Here is a 24,179-nt window from a genome sequence, read left to right as displayed (position 1 = left end):
TTGTTAACGGCTTGAATTAAGGCGGGCTTTGCTTTTCTCTTCCTTCTGCACGCGGGTCGCGCCGGCAGGCCGCTCAAAGCCGCGCTTCATGTCGTCCTGACTGCCCACGTCACGGGCCACGCCGCCGCCGCTGGCGCCCCCTTCCATGCTGCCCTCCGTGCCGAGATGTTCGGCGCTTTCGAGCTTTTTGTCGCGTTCGCCCTTCTTGCGTTCCATGCCGTCATCTCCTCATAGTGGCTGTCGTCACTAAACGCCGGCTCCGCAGCGATGTTCCGCTTTTTCGAGTTGGGACCAAGGTCTGCGGTCAAGAATTATTTTCTGCGGATTGCCTGCAATCCGGAAAATGCATCGCCTAGTATGTGACGCGGCGCGAGGTCATACCTTCTTAAGAGGGCGACTTTCGCCGACAATTCCAATCCGGATCCAGGAGCCTGCCTGAAGTGACCAACGGCGCCACGAAACTCAATGCATTCCCCGTCTTCGTGCGGGTGGAAGGCGAAACTGTTGTTGTTGTCGGCAGCGGCGATGAGGCGCTGGCGAAGGCGCGGCTGCTCGGGCAGTCGAGCGCCCGCCTCACGATCGTTGCGGATCGTGCCGAACCTGCTCTCGCTGCATGGATTGCCGCCAATGGCGCGACGCATGTGAATGCCCCTTATGAGCCGTCGCATCTCGAAGGTGCGGTGCTGGTTTTTGCCGCAAGCGGCGACGAGGCGCTCGACCGGCAGGTGTCGGACGACGCCCGCCGGCTCGGCATTGCCGTCAATGCGGTGGACCGCCCCGAACTCTGCGATTTCTTCACGCCCGCTCTGGTCAACCGCGCGCCGCTGGCGGTCGCTGTCGGCACCGAAGGGGCGGGCCCGGTTCTGGCGCAGATGGTGCGGGCCAAGATCGATCGCATGCTGCCGCCCTCGCTCGGTCCGCTCGCCGCGCTCGGCAATTCGCTGCGCGAAATGGCTGACAAGGTTTTGCCCAAGGGCAGCCGCCGCCGCAGGTTCTGGAACGATTTCTTCACCGGCGCACCGGCGCGGGCGATGGAGATCGGTCATGCTTCCGAGGCCCGTGCGGCTGCCGCCGAATTGCTCGCGCGCAACGCGCCTGCCTCGGGCCATATCGCCTTGGTCGGGGCCGGACCGGGCGCCGAGGACCTTTTGACGCTGCGGGCGCAGCGGCATCTGATGGAAGCCGATGTGATCATGTATGACGCGCTTGTGCCGGAGGCGGTCGTCGCCATGGGCCGCCGCGACGCCGAGCGGCTGCCGGTCGGCAAGCGCAAGGGCTGCCATTCCAAGTCGCAGGAAGAGATCAACGTCCTTCTTGTCAGGCTCGGCCGCGAAGGCAAGCGCGTGGTGCGCCTGAAGTCGGGCGATCCGCTGGTTTTCGGCCGCGCCGGCGAAGAGATGCAGGCGCTGCGCGATGCAGGCATCTCTTATGAGGTCGTGCCGGGCGTGACCGCAGCGTTCGCAGCCGCCGCCGATTGCGAGCTGCCGCTGACGTTGCGCGGCGTGACCTCGTCGATGGTGTTCACGACCGGCCACGATTTGAAGGGCGGCACGCTTCCCGACTGGGCAAAGCTTGCGATTTCGGGCGCAACGGTCGCAGTTTACATGGGCCGCTCGGTCGCAGCCGATGTCGCCGCGCGGCTGATCGAGGCCGGCCTGTCGCCGGACACTGCGGTCGCGGTGGTCGAGAACGCCAGCCTGGCCGAGCGCCGGCTTTTCCACGGCACCATCGCTGATCTTCCCGCGCTTCAGGACCGCGATGAACTTACCGGGCCGGTCATGACACTCATCGGCGACGCCGTCGCCGGCGCAAACTTCGCACGCTCGACGCCGCTTTCCGCGCAGAACCGAATTGCCGCGGCAAAAGAGAATCTGGGAGCAGAGGCATGAAGATACTCACCGCAAACCGGCTGACCGACGGCGAGGCCGTCTGGTTCTCGACGGGCCATGCTTGGGCCGAGACGATCGACCACGCTGAACTCGCCCAAGGCAAGGCGGGTGAGGAGAGGCTGGAAGCGATCGGCAAGGCGGCATTTTTGAACAATGAGGTCGTCGACGTCGACCTGATCGATGTCCAGCTGGTCGATGGCGCTATTCGCCCGACCCGGTTGCGCGAACAGATCAGGGCGAAAGGGCCGACCAACCGCAACGATCTGGGCAAGCAGGCCCGGCCGGCTGTTCCGCAGGCGGCATGAGGAGAGGGCCGGATGGCCCTGAAGGACGAAAATGTACCGTTACGACGAGTTCGACCAGGATTTCGTGAATGCCCGCGTCGCCGAATTCAGCGACCAGGTCGACCGGCGGCTGGCCGGCGAGATCACCGAGGATCAGTTTCGGCCGCTGCGGCTGATGAACGGCGTCTATCTGCAGCTTCACGCTTACATGCTGCGGATTGCCGTCCCCTACGGCACGCTGCACCCGCGGCAATTGCGTATGCTCGCCCACATCGCCCGCAAATACGACAAGGGCTACGGCCATTTCACGACGCGGCAGAACATCCAGTTCAACTGGCCGGCGCTTTCCGACGTGCCGGCGATCCTGGCCGACCTCGCTTCGGTCGAGATGCACGCGATCCAGACCTCGGGGAACTGCATCCGCAACGTGACTGCCGATCATTTCGCCGGTGCGGCCGCCGATGAGGTCGCCGATCCGCGGCCTTATGCCGAGATCCTGCGCCAGTGGTCTTCGGTCCATCCGGAATTCTCGTACCTGCCGCGCAAGTTCAAGATCGCGGTGACAGGTGCGGAGCGCGACCGCGCCGCCATCAAAACGCACGACATCGGCCTGCATCTGAAGAAGAACGCCACCGGCGAACTGGGCTTCGCCGTCTATGTCGGCGGCGGGCAGGGCCGCACGCCGATGATTGCCAAGAAAATTCGCGATTTCCTGCCGGAGAACGAGCTTCTGTCCTACTGCACGGCCATTCTGAGGGTCTATAATCTCTATGGCCGCCGCGACAACAAGTACAAGGCGCGCATCAAGATCCTCGTCCATGAGACCGGCGCCGAGGAATTCGCCCGGCAGGTCGAGGCCGAGTGGGAAGCGCTGAAGGACACCGAGCTGAAGCTTCCCGAAGCCGACATCCGCGCGATCGAGGCCTATTTCGCGCCGCCGAAGCTTGTCGCACGTCCCGAGGGCGACGAGGCTGTGCGGCTGGCGCGGCTCGACAGCCGCAGCTTCGGCGAATGGCTGGACCAGAACGTCGTCACCCACCGCCATCCCGACTATGCCGCCGTCACCATCTCGCTGAAGGGTATCGGCGAGGCTCCCGGCGACGCTTCCGACAGCCAGATGGAAGCGGTCGCCGACCTCGCTGAAAAATACGGCTTCGATGAAATCCGCGTCACCCACGAGCAGAATCTGGTGCTGCCGCATGTCGCTCGCGCCGATTTGCGGGCGGTCTATGACGCACTGGTGGAGATCGATCTGGCGACTGCCAATTCCGGGCTGATCACCGATATCATCGCCTGCCCCGGCCTCGACTATTGCGCGCTGGCCAATGCCCGCTCGATCCCGGTCGCGCAGGAGATTTCGCGCCGCTTCGCCTCGCTTGAGCGGCAGCGCGAAATCGGTGAACTGAAGCTGAAGATCTCCGGCTGCATCAATGCCTGCGGCCACCATCATGTCGGCCATATCGGCATCCTCGGCGTGGAGAAGAAGGGCGCTGAGCTCTACCAGGTGACGCTCGGCGGCTCCGGCGACGAGAACACGTCGGTCGGCGAGATCATCGGCCGCGGCTTCGGCCCGGAAGATATCACGGACGCGATCGAGACGGTCGTAGCGACTTATCTGCGCGTTCGCACCGACCGCTCCGAAAAATTCCTCGATGCCTACCGCCGCGTCGGCGCCGCGCCGTTCAAGGAGGCGCTCTATGGAAGCGAAGCCAAAGCTGCCTGACCTGGAAGCTGAGACGCAGGCTGAAGCCGCGCGTCTCGACGCGCTCTACGGCCATCTCCCGCCAGCCGAGATCATCGCGCGTGCGGTGGAGATTTTCGGCGCCGGCGAGATCGCCGCGGTATCGTCCTTCGGCGCGGATTCGGCAGTGCTGCTGGACATGATCGCTGAGATCGACAGCGGCTTGCCGATCATCTTTCTCGACACCGGAAAACACTTCGGCGAGACGCTCGATTACCGTGATGCGCTGGCCGCCGACCTCGGCCTGACCGACATCCGTATCATTACGCCCGAGGAAGCGGCGCTCAACCGCGACGATCCGGATGGTAAGCTACATCTTACCAATACCGATGCCTGCTGCGCCATACGCAAGGTCGAACCCATGGCGCGGGGCGTCGAGCCGTTCCGTGCCTGGTTCACCGGCCGCAAGCGCTTCCAGGCCGCGACCAGACAGGCGCTGTCGGTGTTCGAGGCGGTCGGAACACGCATCCGCATCAATCCGCTCGCGCGCTGGACCACCGCCGACCTGGCCGACTACATGAAAACGCATGCGCTCCGGGAAAATCCGCTGGTCGCCTATGGCTACCTGTCGATCGGCTGCTTCCCCTGCACGTCGATCGTCCAGCCGGGCGAGGATGCGCGCAGCGGCCGCTGGGCTGGACAGGCCAAAACCGAGTGTGGCATTCACCTGCCCGAGCTCGACCGGTCGCTCGCCAACGCGGCACACTAGGAAATTTTCGATGTCCGAACCGAACGCGCAGATCGCCACGCGCCTGTGGACGCCGCAAGGCTTTCGCGAGGATGAGTGGATCCATGCCGAGAGCGCCGATGCGCTCGCCGGCAATGGCCGCTTCATCCTGCCGCTGCAGGCCTTTCTTGATCTCGACCCGGAGGTGCGGAAGTCCGCGAAGGAGCGGCTCGGGGTGCTCCTGCTGCCAGGCGATGCGCTGGAGAAAATCGCGGATCTGCTCGACAATATCTCACTGGTGGCGCTGGCGTTCCCGGCATTCAACGACGGCCGCAGCTTTTCCAAGGGCGAACTTTTGCGCAGCCGCTACGGCTTCGAGGGCGCGGTGCGGGCCACCGGCCAGGTGCTGATCGACCAACTGCCGCACATGCTGCGGCTGGGCTTCACCGAGTTCGAGGTGTCGCATCCGACATTGATCGCCCGCCTCGAGGCTGGGCGCACCGGAGGCATCCCGCTCTACTATCAGCCGACGGCCAAGCCGGCCGGCAAGAGCGCGAAATATTCCTGGCGCCGGGTTCCGGCAGCTTAGTCTAGCCGCCGTCAACCGAAGTTTGATCCGCGCTGCCAACGCCGCGCCGCATTTCCATCTTTTCCTTTCAGAGTTTCCGCCATAGGATGCGCGGGATTATTTCGACCGCCGAAATTAATCTAACTCTGGGAGGAGAAGCGAAATGCCTGGCAAGAAGATCCTGATGCTGGTCGGCGAATTCAGCGAGGAATACGAGATTTTCGTTTTCGAGCAGGCGATGCACGCAGTAGGCCATGCGGTGCACGTCGTATGCCCGGACAAGAAGGCGGGCGAGATGATCAAGACGTCCCTACACGACTTCGAGGGGCACCAAACCTACACTGAGAAGCTCGGCCACGACTATTACGTGAACAAGACTTTTTCCGATGTGAACCCGGCTGACTATGACGCAGTCTATTGCGCCGGCGGCCGCGGCCCGGAATATATCCGCATCGACGAGGGCGTGCAGGCGATCGTCCGCCATTTCCACGAGACTGGAAAGCCGATCTTCACCATCTGTCATGGCGTGCAGATCCTGATCGCGGTCGACGGTGTGGTTCGTGGCAGGGAAGTCGCCGCGCTTCAATACTGCGAACCTGAGGTCCGGCTTGCCGGCGGCATCTATATCGACGTGGCCCCCAATGGCGCGCATGTCGACGGCAACCTCGTATCGGCCAAGGGCTGGCCGGGCCTGGCGGCGTTCATGCGCGAATGCCTGAAAGTGCTCGGCACCGAAATCTCGCATGGCCAGACATTGATGCGCGAAACGAGGCAGGCTGCCGAGTAGCGTTCCGGCTGTAAGCCGAAACCTGGACGTTCGGATGGCTTTGCCAGCCACCCAAACGTCAAGCATCAGTTCGAGGGCGCTTCCCGCGGGAAACGGCCTGCGCCGCTGTGGGGGAAAAGGCGAAGCTTGCCGTCTTCAAGCGTGGCCGTGAACACATAGCCATTGTTGGTGGGGCGCAAATCCGAGGCGGTCTGATCCTGTCCGTAAAACATTTGCGGACGCACGGGCATGCCGACCGAAAACCTGTTTTCGACGTGGTTGTCGGCCTGGGAGGCGAGTGCTACGGCGGTTGCCGAAACTGCGGCGGCGATAACCGCCGCGGCGGCCAAAGACGATACGATTGCGTTCTTCATTTTCTTTCCGTTGGCCGAAGCCACTTTCATTGATTGTTGCATTGCAACATTCAGCTATGGTGCGCCGCACAATTTAGCAAATGAGAAATTTTTAGCTGCCCGATAAGAATTCCTCATCGGCTCGATCGATTGCGCCCAACGCGCATGTCGACGAACCTCGTATCGGCAAGCCTGGCAGCTCGCCTATGCAGCCTTGTTAATTGCCAAGGGTATGGGCGCTTGGGCGCCCTCATGGGCGTCCCGTCTCCTCGCGCCGGCGAACCATCTCGGTGATCCAGACCGGTGCATAGGGAGGCGTGCAGCCGGGTGATGCGGGGTAGTCGATGAGGACAGCGAGCCGCTCACCGATCCCGATTGCCCGCTTGCGAAATTCCGGATGACGGATGCCGATCTCGGCCAGGCAATGGTTCATGGCCCACTGTTTCTGCTCCGGCGCCTGCTTCATCTCCTTCTCGATCTGATCGAGCAGCGCATCGAGGTCGAGGCCATCGGCGTTCTTGACCACCCTTTCGGTCGTCAGGCTCCAGCCTGCGCGGCCGAAGGTGCTGCCGCCTCTCCGATCAGAAATGCAGCATAGCGTATCTGCAATCCCGGCAACAAAACTATCAAATAGATGCGGACGTCCGTCTGGATCGCCGATCCGGACGTGGCTGGACCGTCAGGCGGCGGCGCGCGCCTCGCGGAACGACACCAGCTTGCGCCGGCTCTCGTCCCACAGCACGAGCTTGACGCAGCGCAGGCTGTCGGGGATCGTTATGCGCCCGACATCGCGCAGTTCCGGATAGTCCCGCAGCACTTCCGGGAGCCGGTAGTGCGGAACCTTGCTGGACAGATGATGCACGTGATGAATGCCGATATTGCCGGTAAGCCACCTGAGCACGCGCGGCAGATCGTAATGCGACGAGCCGTGCAGGGCCGCCTTCTGGAACTCCCATTGGTCGTCTTCCGCCCAATGCGTGTCCTCGAATTGGTGCTGGACATAGAACAGCCAGACGCCGACGGCGCCGGCGATGATGACGATGGGCAGGTGGACAAGTAGGAACGGCACGAGGCCGACCAGCCAGATCAGGACGACCGCGATCGTCGCGATGGCGAGATTGGTTGCCATCGTCGAGACCCACGGGGTCAGCCCCGATCGCATCATGCCGAAGGGAAGCCGCTGCTGGATCAGGAACAGCCAGGCCGGACCAATGCCGAACATTACGCCGGGATGGCGGTAGAGGCGGTAGCGAAGCTTGCCCCAGCGCGACAGCGCCTGGTATTCCGCGACGGTCAGCGTGGTTATGTCGCCGACGCCGCGTTCGTCTAGATTTCCGGCCGAGGCATGGTGGGCGGCATGCGCACGCCGCCAGTAGTCGTAAGGCGTAAGCGTCAGCACGCCGATCGCGCGGCCGGTCCAGTCGTCGGTATGGCGGTGGGCGAAGAACGACCCGTGGCCGCAATCGTGCTGGATCATGAACAGGCGCACGAGAAAGCCGGCGGCCGGGATGGTGAAGACCAGCCCCCACCATTGGCCGTATGCCACCGCTGCCCATGACAGCGCCCAGAGCGCAGCGAAGGGGACGACCGTGACGGCCAGTTCGAAGGCGCTACGCAGCCGGTCAGGCTTGCGGTAGCGCGCGAGGATCTTGAGCCAGGCGCGGTCGTCCGTGCCGGCAGGGAATTTTGGGGGCATCATGTTCATCCCGGACCATTGGCAGCGCTTCGAGGCCGGTGCAAGTCGGGACGCGGGTGAATCGTGGGGACGGCCTGCGGCGAATCGTCAGGAATGGCCGTTGTTCTTGCCCGAGCGGGCCCGAGTTTTCTTTTCGGCGCGGTCCAGTTGATCGAGCAGATCGCGCAAATGCGCCGGCACATCCGGTTTCACCGCGAAAGGCGGCAACGACCGCACGAACCTGCGCATGGAGTCGCTGCCCATCTGGCGCCGGACTTCCGGCGATAAACTTTTCACGGGATGCTGCGTGTCGCGGGTCATCATTTCAGGGCCAGTCTGTTCGCGTTTAAAACTCCCTGCGCAAAGCAATGGTTCCTGCATTTCTGCCCTGCTGCAAGCGCAACTGAGGGGTACGGTAAAGTTTTAATTAATATCGAACGGCCTCGACGGCTGCCGCGCAGAGGCTGGTCCGGACAGCCCGGAACGGTTGTCCAACGGCCTCGCCACGGAGGCTGCGGAAGCCTTTGCCCTTGATTTTTGGAACCCGAAGCTCGATATCGGGCGCAACTTCCAACCCTTTCTGAGCGACGGGATGTGGCGATGAGCGACCAGATAAAAGACGAACGCGCGCCTGACGAGAACGAGACGGCCGATGCGACGCCGGAGAGCAATGAGGATGGCCTCAATGGCGATTACGAAGCGCTCGTGCGGCTCCTGAAGGAAAACGAGGAGCTCAAGGACCGCGCTTTGCGTGCCGCGGCGGACATGGAGAATCTGCGCCGCCGGACCGCGCGCGAGTTGCAGGACGCCCGCGCCTATTCGGCCGCCAATTTTGCGCGCGACATGCTGTCAGTTTCGGACAATCTCCGCCGCGCCCTCGACGCGATTCCGGCCGAGGCGAAAGCCTCGGGCGACGCCGGCTTCACGGCTCTGATCGAAGGCGTCGAAATGACCGAACGGGCCATGCTGGCCGCGCTCGAACGCCACGGCGTCAAGAAACTGCAGCCCGAAGGCGAGAAATTCGATCCGAACTTCCATCAGGCCATGTTCGAGGTAAACAATCCCGACGTTCCGGCCAATACGGTCGTGCAGGTGGTTCAGCCCGGCTATTCGATCGGCGAGCGCGTCCTGCGCCCGGCCATGGTTGGCGTGGCCAAGGGCGGCCCTAAGCAGGCGGCAAACGATGCGCCGCCCGAGCCGGGGCCGGTCAACGAACAGGCCGAGAAGGACGCGTGAGGGTTAGGCAGTGGGGAATAGGGAATAGGGAATAGGAGGAGCGGCAGGAGTTCCTTGCGATAGTAGGACTTGCCGTCATTTCAAGCTATTGCGCCGACGCAAGGCCGGGTAAGCTACTACTCCCTACTCCCTACTCATGAATCCGATCCTGCTTCTCGACTATGCCGGCGTCGCCGTCTTCGCCGCCACCGGCGCACTCGCCGCGTCGCGCAAGCAGCTCGACATTATCGGCTTCCTTTTCCTGGCCAGCGTCACCGGCATCGGCGGCGGCACCTTCCGCGATCTCATCCTCGACGTTCCGGTATTCTGGGTCGGCAACCGCGGCTATGTGCTGGTCTGCGCGGCGGTCGCGGTCATCGTCTTCTTCACCGCGCATTTCGTGGAATCGCGCTACAGGCTGCTCCTCTGGCTCGACGCGGTCGGGCTGTCGGCCTATTCGGTCATGGGCGCGGCCAAGGGGCTGGCGATCACCGGCTCGCCGACGGTCGCGATCATCATGGGCATGCTGACGGCGACTTTCGGCGGCATATTGCGCGATCTGTTGACGGGCGAGCCTTCGGTCCTGCTGCGCCCGGAAATCTACGTCACCGCGGCGGTGACGGGCGCTGCGGTATTCACCGGCGCCGATCTCGCCGGATTTCCTACCATCGCTTCTGCTTTGATCGCGTTCGCGGCTGCCTTCATCGTACGTGGCGGCGCGCTGAAATTCGGCTGGTCGTTTCCGGCTTACCGCAGCCGGCCGGGAAGGAACCCGGAAGACATATCCTGATCAGACGCTCTGTTTCCGCCACGCCTTGAGCACCGTCTTCGGCGCCTGCATGGCGAAGGCGCGCTCAAGGCGAAGGGCGAGTTCGGCGGTTGAGATGGCATGAATCCGGACGAGGACCGCCGGCCAGCCCTTGTAGTGGTCGGTTTCGTAGTAGATTTCAGGCGCCGCGGCGATCAGAAGTTCCTTCTCCTCCAGCGGGCACATCACCACCACGGTATCCGGATCCTTGACCCGGCAGAGCGACTTTGTGCGCACCTTCAGCGATGGCGTATTGAACCAGCTGCTGTCGGCTATTTCCGGCAGGCCTCGCGCCGCCTGCTTCAGCTTTTCGAAAGCAGGAGTAAGCTCGGCTGGCGAAAAATATTCACGCGGCGAAACGATGCGTCTCCCCGCTATAGTAGCTGATGTAGCGCTGGCCGATCTCCCGGACCGGCATGACTACGAAGACGTCGACCGTGTCGAACTCATGGTCGACGACACAGCCGTCTCCGACTTTCGCGCCGATACGCAGATAGCCCTTGATTAGCGGCGGCAAGGCCATGGCCGCCGACCTGACATTGATCGCTTCGGCGGGCATCAAATCCATGTTGCGGTAGCGCTCGGGCACCGCCCGCACATCGAATTCGGCGCTCGTCCGGCAGTGATGCGCCAGATATGAAAGCGCCTCGGCATGGGCCGCAGGCACCGTGCCGGGAAACGAGGCGCACCCTGCCATGACGCCGATCCGGTAATGGCGGATATACGCCCAGATGCCCTGCCAGAGCAGTTCTATCGTCCGCTTCGAGCGATATTCCGGCAGCACGCAGGAGCGGCCGAGTTCCAGGAACCGCTGGCCGGGATGACGCGCGACGAGCTTCCCGAACTCGAATTCCCCGTCCGAATAGAAGCCGCCGGCCGCCAACGCCTTTTCCTGGCGCAAAAGCCGGTAGGTGCCGACGATGCGGCGGTGCTCGGGGCCGGCAAGCGCGGTGTCGAAGACCAGGAGATGGTCGCAGGCCGCGTCGAAGCGGTCGGCATCGCGCCGCTCTGACGGGATGCTGCCGCTCTTGGCGCCGAGCTCGTCGTAGAAGACGCGGTAGCGCACCTCCTGCGCCGCGGCTATTTCGGCCTCGTTGCGCGCAAGCCGAACTTGAAGCGTGCCGATCCGGCCGAGAATGGCGACCTCGATGTCTGGCTCCGAGCCGCGCGCAGCGGCCATGCCGCCATTGGGACCTGGGGGACAATCCATCACGGGCAACGCTGTTTGCACGGGTGATTCTCCTAGAGCATCCTCATGCCGCGGAACTAGCGGGACAGTGCAACAGGATTGTGACTCTAGTCGAACGGCGAAATAGCGGCAACAGGTGACCAATGCCGGCTAATGATGATCGATCTACGCGGCCGCTTGCTCCTCGACCGCTTCGACCAGCGCTTCCGGGTCGAGCGGCTTGGTGACGAAACCACTGGCGCCGTGGGCCAGAACCGCATGGCGGGTCTTTTCCTGATTGTCGGCCGACAGCACCATGATCGGCACCGGTGCGACGCCGATTTCCTCCTCGTGCCGCCGGATGACGGCGATCGCATCGAGGCCGTCCATGACCGGCATGTGCAAATCCATCAGCACGACGTCGTAGCGGTGTTTCGGCCCGGCGCCCGTCACCGCCTCGACGGCCGCCTTGCCGTTGCCGACGATCTCCACCCTGTGGCCTGCCTTCTGCAGCGTTGCGCGCGCCAGCATCGCGTTGATGTCGTTGTCCTCGGCGATCAGGATGGACAATCCCAGCGGCTTGACGTGCCGCGCCGGCGTCGATGCGGCTTTGGCCGGGGCTCGGCCCTGTGCCGCCGGAGCTGCCGCCCCGGCAAGCAGGACACGCAGCAGGGTTTCGCCGCGCACCGGACGCGCCAGGAAAGTCGCATAGCCGTTCGCCCGGAATTCCCCGAGCATGCCTCGGTCGGTCGGCGCGATCAGCGTGATCGCCTCGCCCGCCGTAAACCCCACCTGACGCAGGCGCTTGAGCACGCGGCCGTCGCCCGCTTCGAGAGCGGCGTCGACAAGCAGGGCGTCGCAATGGCCGGCGAAGGCGGTCGCCTGCTCCACAGTCGCGGCGATCTCGGCCGAGCCGCCATGGGCGCGGATGGTGCAGGCGATCGCTTCGGCCTCGACAGTGTTTTTCGAAAGAATAACGGCACGGTGTCCGGAAAGCACGGTGCCGCGCGCCTGCTGGGCTTCCGTGGCCGCCGCCGCCGGGATCTCGAAGGAGAATTCGGAACCGGCGCCGTATTCGCTTGTGACGGAAATCGAGCCGCCCATCGAATTGACGATCCGCTTGGAAATGGCAAGCCCGAGGCCGGCGCCGCCATGGGCACGGGTCGACGTGCCGTCGGCCTGCTCGAATTCCTCGAATATCCGCTCGGTGTCCGCCTGGCGCAGACCAGGACCGGTATCGGCGACGGAAAAGCGGATCATGCCGGAGCGCCCGGTGCCGGAACGGCTAACGGTAACCAGCACGCCGCCGGCATCGGTGAACTTTATCGCATTGCCGATGAGGTTGAGCAGCACCTGCCGGACGCGTCCGGGATCGGCGGTGATCATGTGCGGCACTTCGGGCGCGACATGGCAGCCCAAACCGATATTCTTGGCGAAGGCGCGCGACGCCAGCAACTCGACCACGTTTTCGGTGAGATCGCGCGGCGACATGGGCTGAGGCTCGGGCTCGAATCGCCCGGCCTCGATTTTCGAATAGTCGAGGAGGTCTTCGATCAGGGCCAGAAGCGCACTGGCCGAAGTCGAGACCGCGCCGACATAGGTGCGCTGCTCCGGCGAAAGCTTGGTGTCGGCCAGGAGCTTGGCCATGCCCATGATGCCGTTCATCGGCGTGCGGATCTCGTGGCTTACAGTCGCCAGGAAGCGCGACTTGGCCTGGCTCGCATGCTCGGCGCGCTCGCGGGCGTTGATCAGCGCCGTCTCGGCACGTTTGCGCGCGGTGATGTCGCGGGCGATCGCCCGGTGCGAGACGCTCTTGCTGGCCTTGTCGCGCACAGAGAGTTCGATCCAGGAAAACCAGCGCGTCCCGCCCGGCGCCTGGATAGCGACATCGGTCGAACTCAGGCACTCGCCGTCGGAGAACGCCGCGTCGGGCACGACGCCGACCTCGATGCCGAGCTCCGACAGTGTCTGGCCGTAGAGATCGCGCGCCTCCATGCCGATCAGTTCGGCGAATACTTTGTTGGCGTAGACGACGCGTCCGTCGCGGTCGCGGTGCACGACTAGGTCGCCGAGCGCGTCGATCAGCCCATGAAAGCGCTCCTCGCTTTCCTGCAGCTCCCACATCTGGTCGGCAAGCGTCTCGATCTCGGCGCGGCTCTGCGCGACCCGCTTGTCGATGATCGAGGCGGTTTCCCTTTCGGCGCGATAGCTGCGCAGCAGAACGAAAAGACCGGCTGCGGCGGTGGCGAGCAGGCACAGGCTGATGAAAATCGGTGCACCGGTCAACCGGGCCAGGCCCGCAAGCATCACGACGGCGACAAGGGTGGCATAGGCCAGCGCGCGAAAGCGCTTCGGCGGAAGCGCAGGCTCGAGCGGCGGTGCGGCGATATGGCTGCGTGTTTGCGCTGCCTGCCCCCCGCCGGCAGCGCGGTCCACCCCCCGTATCCGCCTGTCTTCGTCCAATCCCGCGATCATGGCCCATTCATAGGCAGATAGTGCTTAGAGAAGCTTTTGGACGATCGTTCGAATTTTAGCGGTATGCCGCTATCGGTCCCGCAGTTTGACGCAGGTACATCTTCATACTTCCGGTTGAGGCGCCGCTCGATTTGTGGAATGTGGGGTCATGCAGACAAAAATCCCGATCCGTGCTCCATCGATTCTCCGGTCCTTCCTCGACAGCGAGGCGTCAGGCGGGCTGACGCTGATGTTCGTCGCCGCCCTGGCGCTGCTGATCGCCAATTCGCCACTGGCGCCGCTCTATTTCGACGTCCTGCACCGCTATGTCTTCGGCCTGTCGGTGCTGCACTGGATCAACGATGCGCTGATGGCGGTGTTCTTCCTGTTGGTGGGGCTCGAAATTAAGCGCGAATTCCTGGACGGGCAGCTTGCGACCTGGTCGCGCCGCGTCCTGCCCGGCATTGCCGCGCTTGGCGGCATGGTCGTGCCGGCCGCGATCTATATCGCGTTGAGCTGGGGTAACCCGGAGCAGTTGCGCGGCTGGGCAATACCTTCGGCGACCGACATCGCCTTTGCGCTCGGCGTGCTGTCGCTGCTCGGTCCGCGCGTGCCCATCTCGCTGAAAATCTTCCTGACGGCGCTGGCCATCCTGGATGATCTCGGCGCGGTTCTGATCATCGCGGTCTTCTACACAGCCGAACTTTCGCCGCTGATGCTCGGTCTTGCGGCCGCGACGCTACTCGTTCTGGCAGCGCTCAACAGGACCGGCGTCAAGCATCTTGCGCCCTATCTGGTCGTGGGCGCGGTGCTCTGGTTCTTCGTGATGAAGTCGGGCGTCCACGCGACGCTTGCGGGCGTCGCACTGGCGCTGTTCGTACCGCTGAAAGTCTCGACCGGCGATCATCCGGAATCGCCGCTGCACCGACTCGAGCACGCGCTCGCGCGATGGGTCGCGTTCGTGATCGTTCCGGTCTTCGGTTTCGCCAATGCCGGCGTATCCTTCGCCGGCCTCACCTTCGCTAAGCTGGCGGAACCGGTGCCGCTCGGCATCGCCCTAGGCCTCTTCGCCGGGAAGCAGATCGGCGTCTTCGGCTTTGCCTGGCTGGCGATCCGGCTGAAGTTTGCCGACATGCCGCGGTACGCCTCGTGGTCGCACCTCTACGGCGTGGCCGTGCTTTGCGGCATTGGCTTCACGATGAGCCTATTTATCGGGTTGCTGGCTTTCCCCGATTCGGCCCGACTGCAGGACGAGACGAAGTTCGGCGTGCTCCTGGGCTCGACCGCCGCCGGTCTGGTCGGCTGGCTGATTCTGCGTCTGACCAAGGCCGATTTTCCCAAACAGCCCTGATTGCCGCCGCCCGGCTCACACCTCGACGACGACACGGCCCCTGACGGTTCCGTCCATGATCCGGTGAGCGGCGTCGATGATGCCGTCGAAGCCGATCGTCGTCGCCAGCGCCGCAAGCTTGGCGTGGTCGAGTTCGGAGGCGATCCGCCGCCAGGCTTCGAGACGGAGTTCCCTTGGCGCCATCACAGAATCGATGCCGAGCAGCGATACGCCGCGCAGGATGAAAGGGGCGACACTGGCTGGCAGGTCCATACCTTGCGCCAGGCCGCAGGCGGCGACCGCGCCGCCGTAATTGGTCATCGACAGAACATTGGCCAGCGTGTGGCTGCCGACCGCGTCGACACCGCCGGCCCAACGCTCCTTGGCGAGAGGCTTGGCCGGCCCGGAAAGCTCGTCGCGCGAAATGATTTCGGCCGCACCCAGATCGCGCAAATAGGCTTCCTCTGCGGTCCGGCCGGTGGCGGCAATGACGCGATAGCCGAGCCTGGAAAGGAGCGAGATAGCTACCGAACCGACGCCACCGGCAGCCCCAGTCACCACCACCGGCCCACGATCAGGCGTGATGCCGTGGCGCTCCAGCGCCATGACGCAAAGCATGGCCGTATAGCCGGCAGTGCCGACCGCCATGGCGTCGCGCGGGCTCATGCCTTCGGGCAGGGGCACCAGCCACTCGCCCTTGACGCGGGCGCGCTCGGCATAGGCGCCGTGATGGGTTTCGCCGACGCCCCAGCCATTAAGGACGACCTTGTCGCCCTTCTTCCATTCGGGATTGGAGGATTCCAGGACAGTGCCGGCGAAGTCGATGCCCGGCACCAGCGGAAAGCGCCGGATTACCGGCGCCTTGCCGGTAATCGCCAGCCCGTCCTTGTAGTTGACCGTCGTCGCCTCGACGGCGACCGTTACGTCGCCTTCCATCAGCTCGTTTTCGGAAATCTCGGTGACCGCGACCGACTGCTTCTTGTCTTCGCCGCGCGAAACGAGGATGGCTTTGAAGGTTTCGGGCATTTTTCTCTCCTCGTCTGTAGTGGATTTCGGTGCGACCTTGTGGTTGCCGCCCAGCAAAATCAATCGTCCGAAGGTCCCACCGGCTTTTCGTTGCGCCAGTTGAGGAATTCATCCAGCACTACGATGAACGCGCCGACCGAAATGAAGGCGTCGGCGAGGTTGAACACGGCGAAGGACCAGACCGGCGTGTGGAAATAAATGTAGTCGATGACATGGCCATAGATGGCGCGGTCGATGAGATTGCCGATCGCGCCGCCGATGATCAGGCAAAAGCCGATCCGCGCCATGACCTGATCGGGTTCCGTCCGCTTTGCCAGAAACAGCACGAAGGCGATGACCGCCACCGATAGCGCCATCAGTCCTTTATCGCCGACCCATTCGAACATGGAGAAGGCGACGCCGGTATTGTAGGTGCGGTAGAGCGCCAGAAAGGGCAGGACGTCGACCTGCTCGTGCAGGACAAGCCCGGTTTCGACCAGCCGCTTTATCCACTGATCGAGCGCGACGGCGGCCACGATGAGGCCGGCATAGGGTGCAAGCGACCTGAAATTCACTGCGAATCCTCCGCGCCCAGCTTCAATGCGCCGCGCCTGATCTCGAACAGCATGACTCCTGTGGCGACAGCCAGATTGAGCGAATCGGCGCGCCCGGCCTGCGGGATGCGCAGGAGCTTGTCGCAGGCATTGGTGAGTTCGTCCGGCAGCCCCTGCTGCTCGTTGCCCATCAGGAGCACGACCGGGCGGCCGGAGTAATCCACGGAACGATAGTCGACCGCGCCCTTCAGATGGGTGCCTGCTACGAGGCCGGGGAATCCCTTGCGCCAGGCAAGGAAAGCCTCAACCGTCGCACGCGCTACCGGCACGGCGAAGATCGAGCCCATGGTCGCCCGCACGGTCTCGACCGCGAAGGGATCGGTGGTTTCGCCGACCAGGATGACGCCGCTCGCACCGACTGCGTCGACGGTACGGATCACCGTACCGAGATTGCCTGGATCGCGCACCCGGTCGAGCGCTACCCAGACGTCACCGCTCTTCGGCTGGATATCCTTTAGCGGCATGAGGCGCTGCGCAAAGACGCCGACCACCATTTGCGGATTGTCGCGGCGGGTGATCGCCGTCAGCACTTTTTCCGAAACTTCCAGCACCGTACCGCCGGCAGCGACCGTGCGCGCCGCAACCTTCTCGATTGCTGCGTTGCCGCGCCCGGCCTTGGCGAAGACCAGCGTCTTGATCGACCAGCCGAGATCGAGCGCGTCTATCACCAGCTTCAGTCCTTCCGCCATGAAGGCATGCTGCTGGTCCCGGAATTTCTTCAGCGCCAGCGCCTTGATATCCTTGATCAGCGGATTGGCGAGGCTGGTGACCTCCTTGACCTGGCCCGGCGCGCCGTGGCGTTCACTCATTGAGCCACCCAGCGCGAGAACAGCGAGGTGGAAAGCGCCCGACCGGCGGCCTTCTCGCGGATAACGAGCTCGCCGGATTCGACGGTCCCGCCCATGCCGGCAAACGTGTCGCGCATCAGCGCGTGGATCGAAAAGAACGAAGCTCGGATCGAATAGGCGGTGAGCACCACGGCCAGCGGCTTTGGGGTCAGAATCGCGCGGCAGATATCAGCCAGCCCCGGCAGATCCTCGAACAATTGCCAGACCTCGCCCTTCGGCCCGCGGCCATAGGCCGGCGGATCGAACAATATGATGTCGTACCCATTGCCGCGGCGCTCCTCGCGCTCGGCGAATTTCATCGCGTCGTCGACGATCCAGCGGATCGGCTTGTCGGAAAGCCTCGCCATCTGCTGGTTTTCGCGGGCCCAGCCGATCGCCTTTTTCGACGCGTCGACATGGGTCACTTCCGCGCCGGCGCGGGCGGCGACCAGCGACGCCAGTCCTGTATAGCCGAACAGATTGAGCACCTTCACGGGACGTTTCGCGTCGCGGATCAACCCGGCCATATGGTCCCAGTGCGAGGCCTGCTCGGGAAAGACGCCGACATGCCGGAACGAGGTGAAGCGGCCGACGTAATCGATGCCGTCATGGCGCATCGGCCATGTCTCGCCGAGCGGCGTTTTCGGAAAGCGCCAGCGGCCCACGCCTCCCTCGTCGGTGTCGCCGGTGAAGATGGCGTCCGCCTGCTGCCAATCGCGGGCCTGCAGCGCCTTTTGCCAGATCGCCTGGCCTTCGGGCCGCACGATGCGGTAGGGGCCGTATTGCTCGAGTTTCTCGCCGCCGCCGCTGTCGATCAGCGCATAGTCGGCATTGGGCGCGACTTCGAGGATGACCGGCAGCCTTTCGGCCGGAAGCGCGCCTACGCGGCGGGCAAGCACGCGCGGCCTGGCGGCCGGTTCCTCGATTTTCGGCGCCGGGCGCGGCTCCGAGCGAACCGCGGCGGGCTTCGGCCGCTCGCGCTCCGGGCGTCTCTCGCGGCGTTTGTCACGCGAAGGTTTCAAGAAGAGGCGTCTCCCGGCGGCATCGGGCCGCTTTTGGCACAGCGCATGCGGCGGCGCAACAAAGGCTAGTCACTGCGGCGGATCGAGACCAGCGTAAGCGCGATCATGACGAAGCCGACGAGCTTGATCGCCGCGACCGCCATGTGCCCGGTTTCCCAGCGCAGCCGGATCGCGTCGAAATTCTCCGGGATCGGCCCGGGACTCCATGTGGCGAGCACCGAATTCGCCGGTGCGACGAGCAGGAACCATGCCGCGAGCGAGGCGGCGTAGAGCAGCGCCGCCGCGATTGCGAAGTAGAACGCCGGTCGGTTGCGCCGCAGCATGAAGGCGAGGATCGCCGGGAAGGCGAGCGCCGACAGGTCGAGGGGCGCGCCGACGGCAGCGAACAGCCAGAACTGGGCGTTGAACACGGTGGCCTCGCGCCACAGTTCCGGCGACCATTGCGTCAGCCGCGGCAGCGATTCCAGCACATGGGCAAAGGAAGGCCCGAGGCTGAGCGCGGCGATGGTCGCGGTCAGCACCGACCATATGACGAGAGGCGTGCGGATGGTCATGATAGCGCCCAACGCCATGGTGTGGAGCAGGTTCCCGCAGAGGGCTGGAGGTGATTTGCACAAGCTTCTCCGTTGCCACGCTGGATTTCTTTCGCTCACGGGACGGTAGCACAGCTCGAACAGGCCGTCCTGGTCGGTTGGAAGCAAGGCCAGGCGCTTTGCGGCGAAGGCTAAGGAGCAGTATAGTCTGTGGCCGGCGAAGTGGATGCGGCCCTTGGCGTCGGCGGTGCGGACCTGAGCCTCGGCGTCGTATTCGGGCGGCAGCAAGGCGGCGGGCATCGAACGGGAGCTCTCTCGGTCTATACAGGACGGAACCTGCCCGGGCGCATGGCCACGTTAGCCATGCGCCGGAGGCGCCGGTTCCTCCCCACAGATCACCGTCGCGACCGGTGTTCCCGCGGGAGAAACTGCCGGTGACTATGCGGGAGGGGGCAGGGGTGAGGCGCAAATTTCGCGTATTTTTCTCGCCAGCCATTGAAATGACAGCGTTATTTCCGCTGTTGGCGATGGGTTTGTCCACATCGGAGGGGCGGCGGCTCCGTATCGACACGTGAAGAGTGGTTCGCGGCCCGCCCGCTCCACCGCCTTCGGGGTCCGAGGAGGGCAATCGCATATGGCTGCAAACCAGATGCGAGCGAACCGGGTGCCCATGTCTGAGGGGATTCTGGTGTCCTCTACGGCGAGGCATGGATTCCCGACACTCTCCGCTCGTTCCTCGATCTATCGGCAGTCAAAAGCGATGCAGAACAGGCGGCCACCGTGGCCCGCCTGCAAGCATGTTCAATATGCGATCGCCCTGCCCGCAAACGGGGGAGGATCAACGGCGCCGGTGGCGGACGCTTGTTCAGGCACGGCGCACGAACCCGCCGTCTTCAGCCCTTCACAGCCTTGTACACCGCGATCCCCGCCGCAAGGTCCTCCAGCGCCGCCCCGACCGACTTGAACAGCGTGATCTCGTCCACTGTCTCGCGGCCCTTTTTCTCACCGCGCGCCAGTTCGTGCAGGTCGGCGACGATCGCGTCCTTCGACAATACGCCCGACACCAGCGGCTGGACGATGTCGCCGGCCTCCTTGGTCGCGCCGGCGCGGGTGTCGACATAGACCCGGGCGCGGCGGATCGCGTCGTCGTCGCTTTCGCGCATCATCGGCGTGAAGCCGCCGACCAGGTCGACATGCGCGCCGGGCTTCAGCATCGCGCCCTTGATGAGCGGCGTGGTCGAAATCGTCGCCGAGGAGATGATATCGGCGTCGCCGAGGGCGGCGTCAAGATCGCCGGCTGCCGCGGCCGGAAGACCCTCCGAACGAAGCTCCGCCGCGACTTTTTCGGCGTTAGCCTGGGTGCGGTTCCAGATCCTGATCTCGCGGATCGGACGCACGGCCGAATGCGCCCTGGCCAGGAAAGGCGACAATGCGCCCGCCCCGACGACGAGCAGCTTCGAGGCGGCCTCGCGGGCGAGGTAGCTGGAGGCGAGCGCCGAGGCGCAGGCGGTGCGCCATTGCGTCAGCCGCTGACCGTCGATCAGCGCCTGCGGTTCGCCGGTTATCCCGTCGAGGAGCAGGTAGAGCCCCATCACGGCCGGCTTCTGGATGGCGTTGTTGTCGGGCGAGACGGTGACAATCTTGACGCCGATATGGCCGCCTTTGGCATGGGCTGCGTTGAAGTCGGTCCAGGCCGGCATCAGGAGCAACGTCGAGGCCGCACCCGTGGGGCGCTCGATCGTGTGGTGATGGCGCACCGGTTGCACCGCGCCTTCCCGGAAGGCGGTGCGGAGCGTCTCCACCAGCCCCGGAAAGGTCAGCGCCCGGTCGACTTCGCCGGCCGAAATTGTCATCATTTGTCTGTCCTGTCTCGGTTGCGCCGGAGAAGTCTCACTGGCTCGGCAGTGACGGCGCGTTGGGGCTGGCGGGGCGGGGCGCCGCCTCGCGCAGCAATTCGGCCTCGCGTGCGCGCTGGCGCGCCAGCTTGCGGTAGCGCCCCTGCCGAAACCATGTAGCGACGCTGCCTATGATCATGCCGAGCGCCAGCGCGGCAAACAGAAGGAAGAATAGCGGCAATTGCACCGTCAGCGCCGGATTGCCGGGGTTGAACGGGTCGAGGGTGAAGGCGGCCGGCGCGCGGTTGGCGACCGCGAGCGCGATCAGGATGATCGCGATCGGGACAACGACGGCGACGAGCAGAATACGGTTGAGCATGTGTTTTTCCAAAGAGCCGATATGCAGCCAAACGCCACCGGCCCGGATAAGTTACTTTTGCGCGTTCAGCCGCTCGCGCAGTTCCTTGCCGGTCTTGAAGAAAGGAACCCACTTCTCCTCGACCTCGACCGAATCCCCGGTGCGCGGATTGCGGCCGGTTCGCGCCGGCCGGTTCTTCACGGAAAACGCGCCGAAACCGCGCAGTTCGACGCGGTTTCCCTCCGCGAGCGCTTCAGTGATCTCATCGAAAATGGCGCTGACGATGTTTTCGACATCTCGCAGGAAAAGGTGCGGATTGCGTGCGGCAATGATCTGCACGAGTTCGGATTTGATCATGAGCGCGTCCCTCGCCAATGGTTCCGGTGTCACAGTATACGAATGATTTTATTCGTCTTTTCGCGCTTCACCAAGCAATTTTCAAGGGTGCCAGACCGACACCAGACCGTCAAGGAACAAGCGGTCGGCGCCGATCTTGCGGATGAATTCGCCGCCATGGCCGGGCAGGCCGAGCGCCCGGCCGGCCATCTCGGCCAGCGAACTGCCAAGGAACAGCAGCGATCCCTCTTCCTTCGGCTCCCATTCGATGACCCTCAAATCCGGGCTCACGCCCTTGGTGGCGAGCCAATTGGCGGCTTCGCGCTCGCCGCCCAGGCTGTCGACCAGCTTTCTCTGAAGCGCCTGGCGTCCGGTGAAGACGGAGCCGTCTGCTAGCGCAAGCACCTCGGCGCGCGACAGCGGGCGGCGGTCGTCGACGAGATCTACGAACCAGTCGTAGCTGTCGAGGATCATGGCGCGGAGCATGGCGCGCTCTTCCTCGGTCGTCGGGTTGAAGGGCGACGGTTCGGCCTTCAACGGCGACGATTTTATCTCTTCGAGCCCGATGCCGAGCTTGTCCATTAGTCCGGTAAGGTCCGGAAACTGCACGAGAACTCCGATCGAGCCGACGATCGACGACTGACGGGCGACGATGTGGTCGGACGCGCTGGCGATCATGTAACCGGCAGAGGCGGCGAGCGTGCCGACCTGGGCGACGACAGGCTTTTCGGCCGCGAGCAACCGGACGGCGTCGAAGATCGCCTCGCCGCCGGCGGTCGTGCCGCCGGGTGAATCGATCGACAGGATGACGCCCTTGACGGTCGAGGATTTCCGCACGTCTTCGAGGTTCTCCAGGAGATCCTGGTCCTCGGTGATGGTGCCTTCGATCTTGACCTTGGCAATGTGGTCGACCGCGGTCCCGCCGAACTCGTCGCCATAGATCCACGCCGAGGCGGCCACGATGGCGAGGGCGGCGATGACGAGCGCAGCAATGCGCCAGAAGGTCAGCTTGCGCCGCAAGCGGCGTCGGTCGATCAGGTCGTCGGCTCTGTGGGCCATGGTTTTGTCTCGCATTTGAGCGGAGGCGTTCGGTTTTAGAGCAAGGATTTGGCGAGAGCTACCGCTTTTCGCCTCCAGGCGTCCTCGGCGGACTCATTGCAGCGTGGAAAGGGCTGACAATTCACCCAAATATAACCATATTGGAGTGTAAGTCGCAGGCATCGGGCGGCGGCCGGTTTTTCGCGGCGGCTTGGACAGGATTACGACAATTTTTTCGGCAGACGGGGCGTGCGCCGTCCAGGCCGGGTGGCAGCGAAGCGGCGCAGCCACAATTTCGCGATTTTATGACGCTTGATCCGGCGGGGCCATGTCGAGATCTTGCAAATGACGGCAACGCCCGGCATGGAGCCGGAAACAAGAAGGTATTGATTTGGCGGGATCCGCACAGACGACCAGCAGCCAGGAGGGCAAGGGCGTCCCGGCCGCCGCGGGGTACAGGGCGTCGCGCGAGGCATTCGCGCTTGCGCAGAGGCATTCGCGCACCGTCCGCGTGCTGAAGGGCGCGCTGCCGCTGCTTGCGGCGGCGATGGCGCTCGGCTTCTTGGGATACTCCTACGTCATGACGCCTGCTTCGGTCGCGGTCAAAGCCGACGGGTCCGCGATTTCGGACGGCAAGCTGGTCATGGCCAATCCGAAGCTCGACGGCTTCACCAAGGACAACCGCCCCTATTCGATGAATGCGGTGCGCGCTATCCAGGATTTTCAGAACCAAGGCGTCGTGCAGCTTGAAGGCATCAGCGCCAAGCTGCCCATCGACGCCGAAAACTGGGCGACGATCGACGCGAAAGGCGGCGTTTATGACCGCGACAAGAACACGCTCGAGATCGACAGCGAAATCACCGTGACCACCGCCGACGGCATGACGGCGAAGCTCAAGTCGGCGACAATCGACATTGGCGGCGGCGGCATGAAAACCGAAGATCCCGTCGATATCAGGATGGACGGCGCGACGATCACGTCGGATACCATGTCAATCGGTGAAAACGGCAAGGTTCTGGTATTCGAGAAACACGTCCGCATGGACATCGATCCGCAGCGGCTGAAGGCGACGCAACAGGCAAATGGAGACCCCGATGTGGTCAATTGATTTTCGGCCGCTGTCAGCAGTGGCGCTCGGCCTCTTGGTGCTGGCGTCCGCGCCCGGCGTCCTTTCGGCGCAGGAAAGCGCCACGACCAGCAGGCTTTCCGGGCTGAAAATGTCCGGCGACGAGCCGATCCAGATCGAGAGCGACAAGCTCGAAGTCCGCGAATCGGAGAACATCGCCATTTTCAGCGGTAATGTCAGCGTCACCCAGGGCCCGACGCTGCTGAAATCTGGCAAGATGACGGTCTATTACGCCAGGGACGGCGGCTCGGCCGCAACCGGCTCGGCCAACATCGACAGGCTCGAGGTCGACGGCAAGGTCTATGTCAAGTCGGAGAATCAGGTGGCCACCGGCGATCGCGGCACGTTCGACATGAAGACCGAAGTGCTGGTTCTCTCCGGCAAGGAAGTGGTGCTGTCGGAAGGGCCTAACGTGCTGGTCGGCTGCAAGCTGACGGTGCAGATGAAGACCGGCGAGGCGCAGGTCGACGGCTGCAAAGGAGGCGGCTCAGGCACGGGCCGGGTCATGATGTCGATCACGCCCGGGACGCAGAACCGGTCGGGGTCGCAGAACCAGTAATGCCCCAA

28 protein-coding genes are annotated in these 24,179 nt (G+C 64.0%); 12 read left to right on the top strand and 16 right to left on the bottom strand.

Annotation, left to right across the window (positions count from 1 at the left end; translation table 11 throughout):
* Positions 1-3: 3 nt before the first annotated feature.
* Positions 4-216, bottom strand: a complete 213-nt coding sequence (locus ABVK50_RS27795; RefSeq protein WP_353643515.1) for a hypothetical protein — start codon at positions 214-216, stop codon at positions 4-6.
* Between the two features lie 224 nt (positions 217-440).
* Here ABVK50_RS27795 and cysG point away from each other — a divergent pair, with 224 nt between their 5' ends.
* The 7 genes from cysG (at position 441) to ABVK50_RS27760 (ending at position 6,395) form a co-directional block, all read left to right on the top strand.
* The gene (gene cysG, locus ABVK50_RS27790; protein WP_353643516.1) at positions 441-1,889 is read left to right on the top strand and encodes a siroheme synthase CysG; all 1,449 of its coding nucleotides are present in this window, start codon (positions 441-443) and stop codon (positions 1,887-1,889) included.
* The gene (locus tag ABVK50_RS27785) at positions 1,886-2,194 is read left to right on the top strand and encodes a DUF2849 domain-containing protein (protein ID WP_353643517.1); all 309 of its coding nucleotides are present in this window, start codon (positions 1,886-1,888) and stop codon (positions 2,192-2,194) included. The genes cysG and ABVK50_RS27785 overlap by 4 nt, the downstream gene beginning before the upstream one ends.
* A 31-nt stretch (positions 2,195-2,225) precedes the next feature.
* A complete protein-coding gene (locus ABVK50_RS27780; protein ID WP_353643518.1) occupies positions 2,226-3,896 on the top strand; it encodes a nitrite/sulfite reductase in 1,671 nt (556 codons plus the stop codon).
* The gene (locus ABVK50_RS27775; RefSeq protein ID WP_353643519.1) at positions 3,871-4,623 is read left to right on the top strand and encodes a phosphoadenylyl-sulfate reductase; all 753 of its coding nucleotides are present in this window, start codon (positions 3,871-3,873) and stop codon (positions 4,621-4,623) included. Before ABVK50_RS27780 ends, ABVK50_RS27775 begins: the two co-directional genes overlap by 26 nt.
* Before the next feature lie 10 nt (positions 4,624-4,633).
* Positions 4,634-5,170: a DUF934 domain-containing protein gene (locus ABVK50_RS27770; protein WP_353643520.1), complete on the top strand. Its 537-nt coding sequence runs from the start codon at positions 4,634-4,636 to the stop codon at positions 5,168-5,170.
* Between the two features lie 142 nt (positions 5,171-5,312).
* The gene (locus ABVK50_RS27765; protein WP_353643521.1) at positions 5,313-5,936 is read left to right on the top strand and encodes a DJ-1/PfpI family protein; all 624 of its coding nucleotides are present in this window, start codon (positions 5,313-5,315) and stop codon (positions 5,934-5,936) included.
* A gap of 228 nt (positions 5,937-6,164) precedes the next feature.
* Positions 6,165-6,395 (top strand): hypothetical protein, encoded by a 231-nt coding sequence (locus ABVK50_RS27760; RefSeq protein WP_353646983.1) that lies wholly within the window; start codon positions 6,165-6,167, stop codon positions 6,393-6,395.
* 123 nt (positions 6,396-6,518) lie between these two features.
* Here the strand turns inward: ABVK50_RS27760 and ABVK50_RS27755 are convergent, their stop codons facing one another.
* From ABVK50_RS27755 to ABVK50_RS27745, 3 genes are all read right to left on the bottom strand, one after another.
* Entirely contained in the window at positions 6,519-6,794 is a 276-nt protein-coding gene (locus tag ABVK50_RS27755) for a hypothetical protein (RefSeq protein ID WP_353643523.1), read from the bottom strand.
* 153 nt (positions 6,795-6,947) lie between these two features.
* A complete protein-coding gene (locus ABVK50_RS27750) occupies positions 6,948-7,973 on the bottom strand; it encodes a fatty acid desaturase (protein WP_353643524.1) in 1,026 nt (341 codons plus the stop codon).
* A 78-nt stretch (positions 7,974-8,051) separates the two neighbouring features.
* The gene (locus ABVK50_RS27745) at positions 8,052-8,324 is read right to left on the bottom strand and encodes a hypothetical protein (protein ID WP_353643525.1); all 273 of its coding nucleotides are present in this window, start codon (positions 8,322-8,324) and stop codon (positions 8,052-8,054) included.
* Positions 8,325-8,543: 219 nt separating this feature from the next.
* Here ABVK50_RS27745 and grpE point away from each other — a divergent pair, with 219 nt between their 5' ends.
* Both grpE and ABVK50_RS27735 read left to right on the top strand, forming a co-directional pair.
* Positions 8,544-9,179, top strand: a complete 636-nt coding sequence (gene grpE / locus ABVK50_RS27740) for a nucleotide exchange factor GrpE (RefSeq protein WP_353643526.1) — start codon at positions 8,544-8,546, stop codon at positions 9,177-9,179.
* Between the two features lie 136 nt (positions 9,180-9,315).
* Positions 9,316-9,948: a trimeric intracellular cation channel family protein gene (locus ABVK50_RS27735; protein ID WP_353643527.1), complete on the top strand. Its 633-nt coding sequence runs from the start codon at positions 9,316-9,318 to the stop codon at positions 9,946-9,948.
* Here ABVK50_RS27735 and ABVK50_RS27730 read toward each other — a convergent pair whose 3' ends face one another.
* The 3 genes from ABVK50_RS27730 to ABVK50_RS27720 all read right to left on the bottom strand — a co-directional run bounded on the left by ABVK50_RS27730 (position 9,949) and on the right by ABVK50_RS27720 (position 13,609).
* Positions 9,949-10,203: a hypothetical protein gene (locus ABVK50_RS27730; protein ID WP_353643528.1), complete on the bottom strand. Its 255-nt coding sequence runs from the start codon at positions 10,201-10,203 to the stop codon at positions 9,949-9,951.
* 109 nt (positions 10,204-10,312) lie between these two features.
* A complete protein-coding gene (locus ABVK50_RS27725) occupies positions 10,313-11,146 on the bottom strand; it encodes a GNAT family N-acetyltransferase (RefSeq protein WP_353645781.1) in 834 nt (277 codons plus the stop codon).
* Between the two features lie 174 nt (positions 11,147-11,320).
* Positions 11,321-13,609: an ATP-binding protein gene (locus ABVK50_RS27720; protein ID WP_353643529.1), complete on the bottom strand. Its 2,289-nt coding sequence runs from the start codon at positions 13,607-13,609 to the stop codon at positions 11,321-11,323.
* A gap of 148 nt (positions 13,610-13,757) precedes the next feature.
* Between ABVK50_RS27720 and nhaA the strand changes: the two genes are divergently transcribed.
* Positions 13,758-14,939 (top strand): Na+/H+ antiporter NhaA, encoded by a 1,182-nt coding sequence (gene nhaA, locus ABVK50_RS27715; protein WP_353643530.1) that lies wholly within the window; start codon positions 13,758-13,760, stop codon positions 14,937-14,939.
* A 15-nt stretch (positions 14,940-14,954) separates the two neighbouring features.
* On the opposite strand, the gene ABVK50_RS27710 is transcribed toward nhaA, so the two are convergent.
* The 9 genes from ABVK50_RS27710 to sppA all read right to left on the bottom strand — a co-directional run bounded on the left by ABVK50_RS27710 (position 14,955) and on the right by sppA (position 22,507).
* On the bottom strand, positions 14,955-15,944 hold the full coding sequence (locus tag ABVK50_RS27710) for an MDR family oxidoreductase (RefSeq protein WP_353643531.1): 990 nt from the start codon (positions 15,942-15,944) through the stop codon (positions 14,955-14,957).
* A 59-nt stretch (positions 15,945-16,003) separates the two neighbouring features.
* The gene (lspA, locus tag ABVK50_RS27705) at positions 16,004-16,498 is read right to left on the bottom strand and encodes a signal peptidase II (protein ID WP_353643532.1); all 495 of its coding nucleotides are present in this window, start codon (positions 16,496-16,498) and stop codon (positions 16,004-16,006) included.
* Positions 16,495-17,346, bottom strand: coding sequence for an RNA methyltransferase (locus ABVK50_RS27700; RefSeq protein ID WP_353643533.1), 852 nt, complete (start codon positions 17,344-17,346; stop codon positions 16,495-16,497). Before ABVK50_RS27700 ends, lspA begins: the two co-directional genes overlap by 4 nt.
* On the bottom strand, positions 17,343-18,386 hold the full coding sequence (locus tag ABVK50_RS27695; protein ID WP_353643534.1) for a class I SAM-dependent rRNA methyltransferase: 1,044 nt from the start codon (positions 18,384-18,386) through the stop codon (positions 17,343-17,345). The genes ABVK50_RS27700 and ABVK50_RS27695 overlap by 4 nt, the downstream gene beginning before the upstream one ends.
* 65 nt (positions 18,387-18,451) lie before the next feature.
* Positions 18,452-18,940: a DUF1772 domain-containing protein gene (locus ABVK50_RS27690; RefSeq protein WP_353645782.1), complete on the bottom strand. Its 489-nt coding sequence runs from the start codon at positions 18,938-18,940 to the stop codon at positions 18,452-18,454.
* 872 nt (positions 18,941-19,812) lie between these two features.
* Positions 19,813-20,775, bottom strand: a complete 963-nt coding sequence (locus ABVK50_RS27685) for an ornithine cyclodeaminase family protein (protein WP_353643535.1) — start codon at positions 20,773-20,775, stop codon at positions 19,813-19,815.
* A gap of 34 nt (positions 20,776-20,809) precedes the next feature.
* Entirely contained in the window at positions 20,810-21,133 is a 324-nt protein-coding gene (locus tag ABVK50_RS27680) for a lipopolysaccharide assembly protein LapA domain-containing protein (RefSeq protein ID WP_353643536.1), read from the bottom strand.
* 51 nt (positions 21,134-21,184) lie between these two features.
* On the bottom strand, positions 21,185-21,469 hold the full coding sequence (locus ABVK50_RS27675) for an integration host factor subunit beta (protein ID WP_353643537.1): 285 nt from the start codon (positions 21,467-21,469) through the stop codon (positions 21,185-21,187).
* Between the two features lie 81 nt (positions 21,470-21,550).
* Positions 21,551-22,507: a signal peptide peptidase SppA gene (gene sppA / locus ABVK50_RS27670; protein ID WP_353643538.1), complete on the bottom strand. Its 957-nt coding sequence runs from the start codon at positions 22,505-22,507 to the stop codon at positions 21,551-21,553.
* A gap of 370 nt (positions 22,508-22,877) precedes the next feature.
* Between sppA and lptC the strand changes: the two genes are divergently transcribed.
* A complete protein-coding gene (gene lptC / locus ABVK50_RS27665; protein WP_353643539.1) occupies positions 22,878-23,594 on the top strand; it encodes an LPS export ABC transporter periplasmic protein LptC in 717 nt (238 codons plus the stop codon).
* A complete protein-coding gene (locus tag ABVK50_RS27660; RefSeq protein ID WP_353643540.1) occupies positions 23,581-24,171 on the top strand; it encodes an LptA/OstA family protein in 591 nt (196 codons plus the stop codon). Before lptC ends, ABVK50_RS27660 begins: the two co-directional genes overlap by 14 nt.
* Positions 24,172-24,179: the final 8 nt, after the last annotated feature.

It is taken from the genome of Mesorhizobium sp. WSM2240 (genome assembly GCF_040438645.1).
GTDB lineage: Bacteria > Pseudomonadota > Alphaproteobacteria > Rhizobiales > Rhizobiaceae > Allomesorhizobium.
This window is presented reverse-complemented; position numbering and strand designations above follow the sequence as displayed.

Excerpts from the sequence above, each read along its gene's own strand:
- ABVK50_RS27795 (WP_353643515.1), bottom strand. The coding sequence starts at position 216 with ATGGAACGCAAGAAGGGCGAACGCGACAAAAAGCTCGAAAGCGCCGAA.
- ABVK50_RS27785 (WP_353643517.1), top strand. The coding sequence starts at position 1,886 with ATGAAGATACTCACCGCAAACCGGCTGACCGACGGCGAGGCCGTCTGG.
- ABVK50_RS27780 (WP_353643518.1), top strand. The coding sequence starts at position 2,226 with ATGTACCGTTACGACGAGTTCGACCAGGATTTCGTGAATGCCCGCGTC.
- ABVK50_RS27775 (WP_353643519.1), top strand. The coding sequence starts at position 3,871 with ATGGAAGCGAAGCCAAAGCTGCCTGACCTGGAAGCTGAGACGCAGGCT.
- ABVK50_RS27770 (WP_353643520.1), top strand. The coding sequence starts at position 4,634 with ATGTCCGAACCGAACGCGCAGATCGCCACGCGCCTGTGGACGCCGCAA.
- ABVK50_RS27765 (WP_353643521.1), top strand. The coding sequence starts at position 5,313 with ATGCCTGGCAAGAAGATCCTGATGCTGGTCGGCGAATTCAGCGAGGAA.
- ABVK50_RS27760 (WP_353646983.1), top strand. The coding sequence starts at position 6,165 with ATGCCGACCGAAAACCTGTTTTCGACGTGGTTGTCGGCCTGGGAGGCG.
- ABVK50_RS27750 (WP_353643524.1), bottom strand. The coding sequence starts at position 7,973 with ATGAACATGATGCCCCCAAAATTCCCTGCCGGCACGGACGACCGCGCC.
- ABVK50_RS27745 (WP_353643525.1), bottom strand. The coding sequence starts at position 8,324 with ATGCAGGAACCATTGCTTTGCGCAGGGAGTTTTAAACGCGAACAGACT.
- grpE (WP_353643526.1), top strand. The coding sequence starts at position 8,544 with ATGAGCGACCAGATAAAAGACGAACGCGCGCCTGACGAGAACGAGACG.
- ABVK50_RS27735 (WP_353643527.1), top strand. The coding sequence starts at position 9,316 with ATGAATCCGATCCTGCTTCTCGACTATGCCGGCGTCGCCGTCTTCGCC.
- ABVK50_RS27725 (WP_353645781.1), bottom strand. The coding sequence starts at position 11,146 with ATGGCCGCTGCGCGCGGCTCGGAGCCAGACATCGAGGTCGCCATTCTC.
- ABVK50_RS27720 (WP_353643529.1), bottom strand. The coding sequence starts at position 13,609 with ATGATCGCGGGATTGGACGAAGACAGGCGGATACGGGGGGTGGACCGC.
- nhaA (WP_353643530.1), top strand. The coding sequence starts at position 13,758 with ATGCAGACAAAAATCCCGATCCGTGCTCCATCGATTCTCCGGTCCTTC.
- ABVK50_RS27710 (WP_353643531.1), bottom strand. The coding sequence starts at position 15,944 with ATGCCCGAAACCTTCAAAGCCATCCTCGTTTCGCGCGGCGAAGACAAG.
- ABVK50_RS27700 (WP_353643533.1), bottom strand. The coding sequence starts at position 17,346 with ATGAGTGAACGCCACGGCGCGCCGGGCCAGGTCAAGGAGGTCACCAGC.
- ABVK50_RS27690 (WP_353645782.1), bottom strand. The coding sequence starts at position 18,940 with ATGACCATCCGCACGCCTCTCGTCATATGGTCGGTGCTGACCGCGACC.
- ABVK50_RS27685 (WP_353643535.1), bottom strand. The coding sequence starts at position 20,775 with ATGATGACAATTTCGGCCGGCGAAGTCGACCGGGCGCTGACCTTTCCG.
- ABVK50_RS27680 (WP_353643536.1), bottom strand. The coding sequence starts at position 21,133 with ATGCTCAACCGTATTCTGCTCGTCGCCGTCGTTGTCCCGATCGCGATC.
- ABVK50_RS27675 (WP_353643537.1), bottom strand. The coding sequence starts at position 21,469 with ATGATCAAATCCGAACTCGTGCAGATCATTGCCGCACGCAATCCGCAC.
- sppA (WP_353643538.1), bottom strand. The coding sequence starts at position 22,507 with ATGGCCCACAGAGCCGACGACCTGATCGACCGACGCCGCTTGCGGCGC.
- ABVK50_RS27660 (WP_353643540.1), top strand. The coding sequence starts at position 23,581 with ATGTGGTCAATTGATTTTCGGCCGCTGTCAGCAGTGGCGCTCGGCCTC.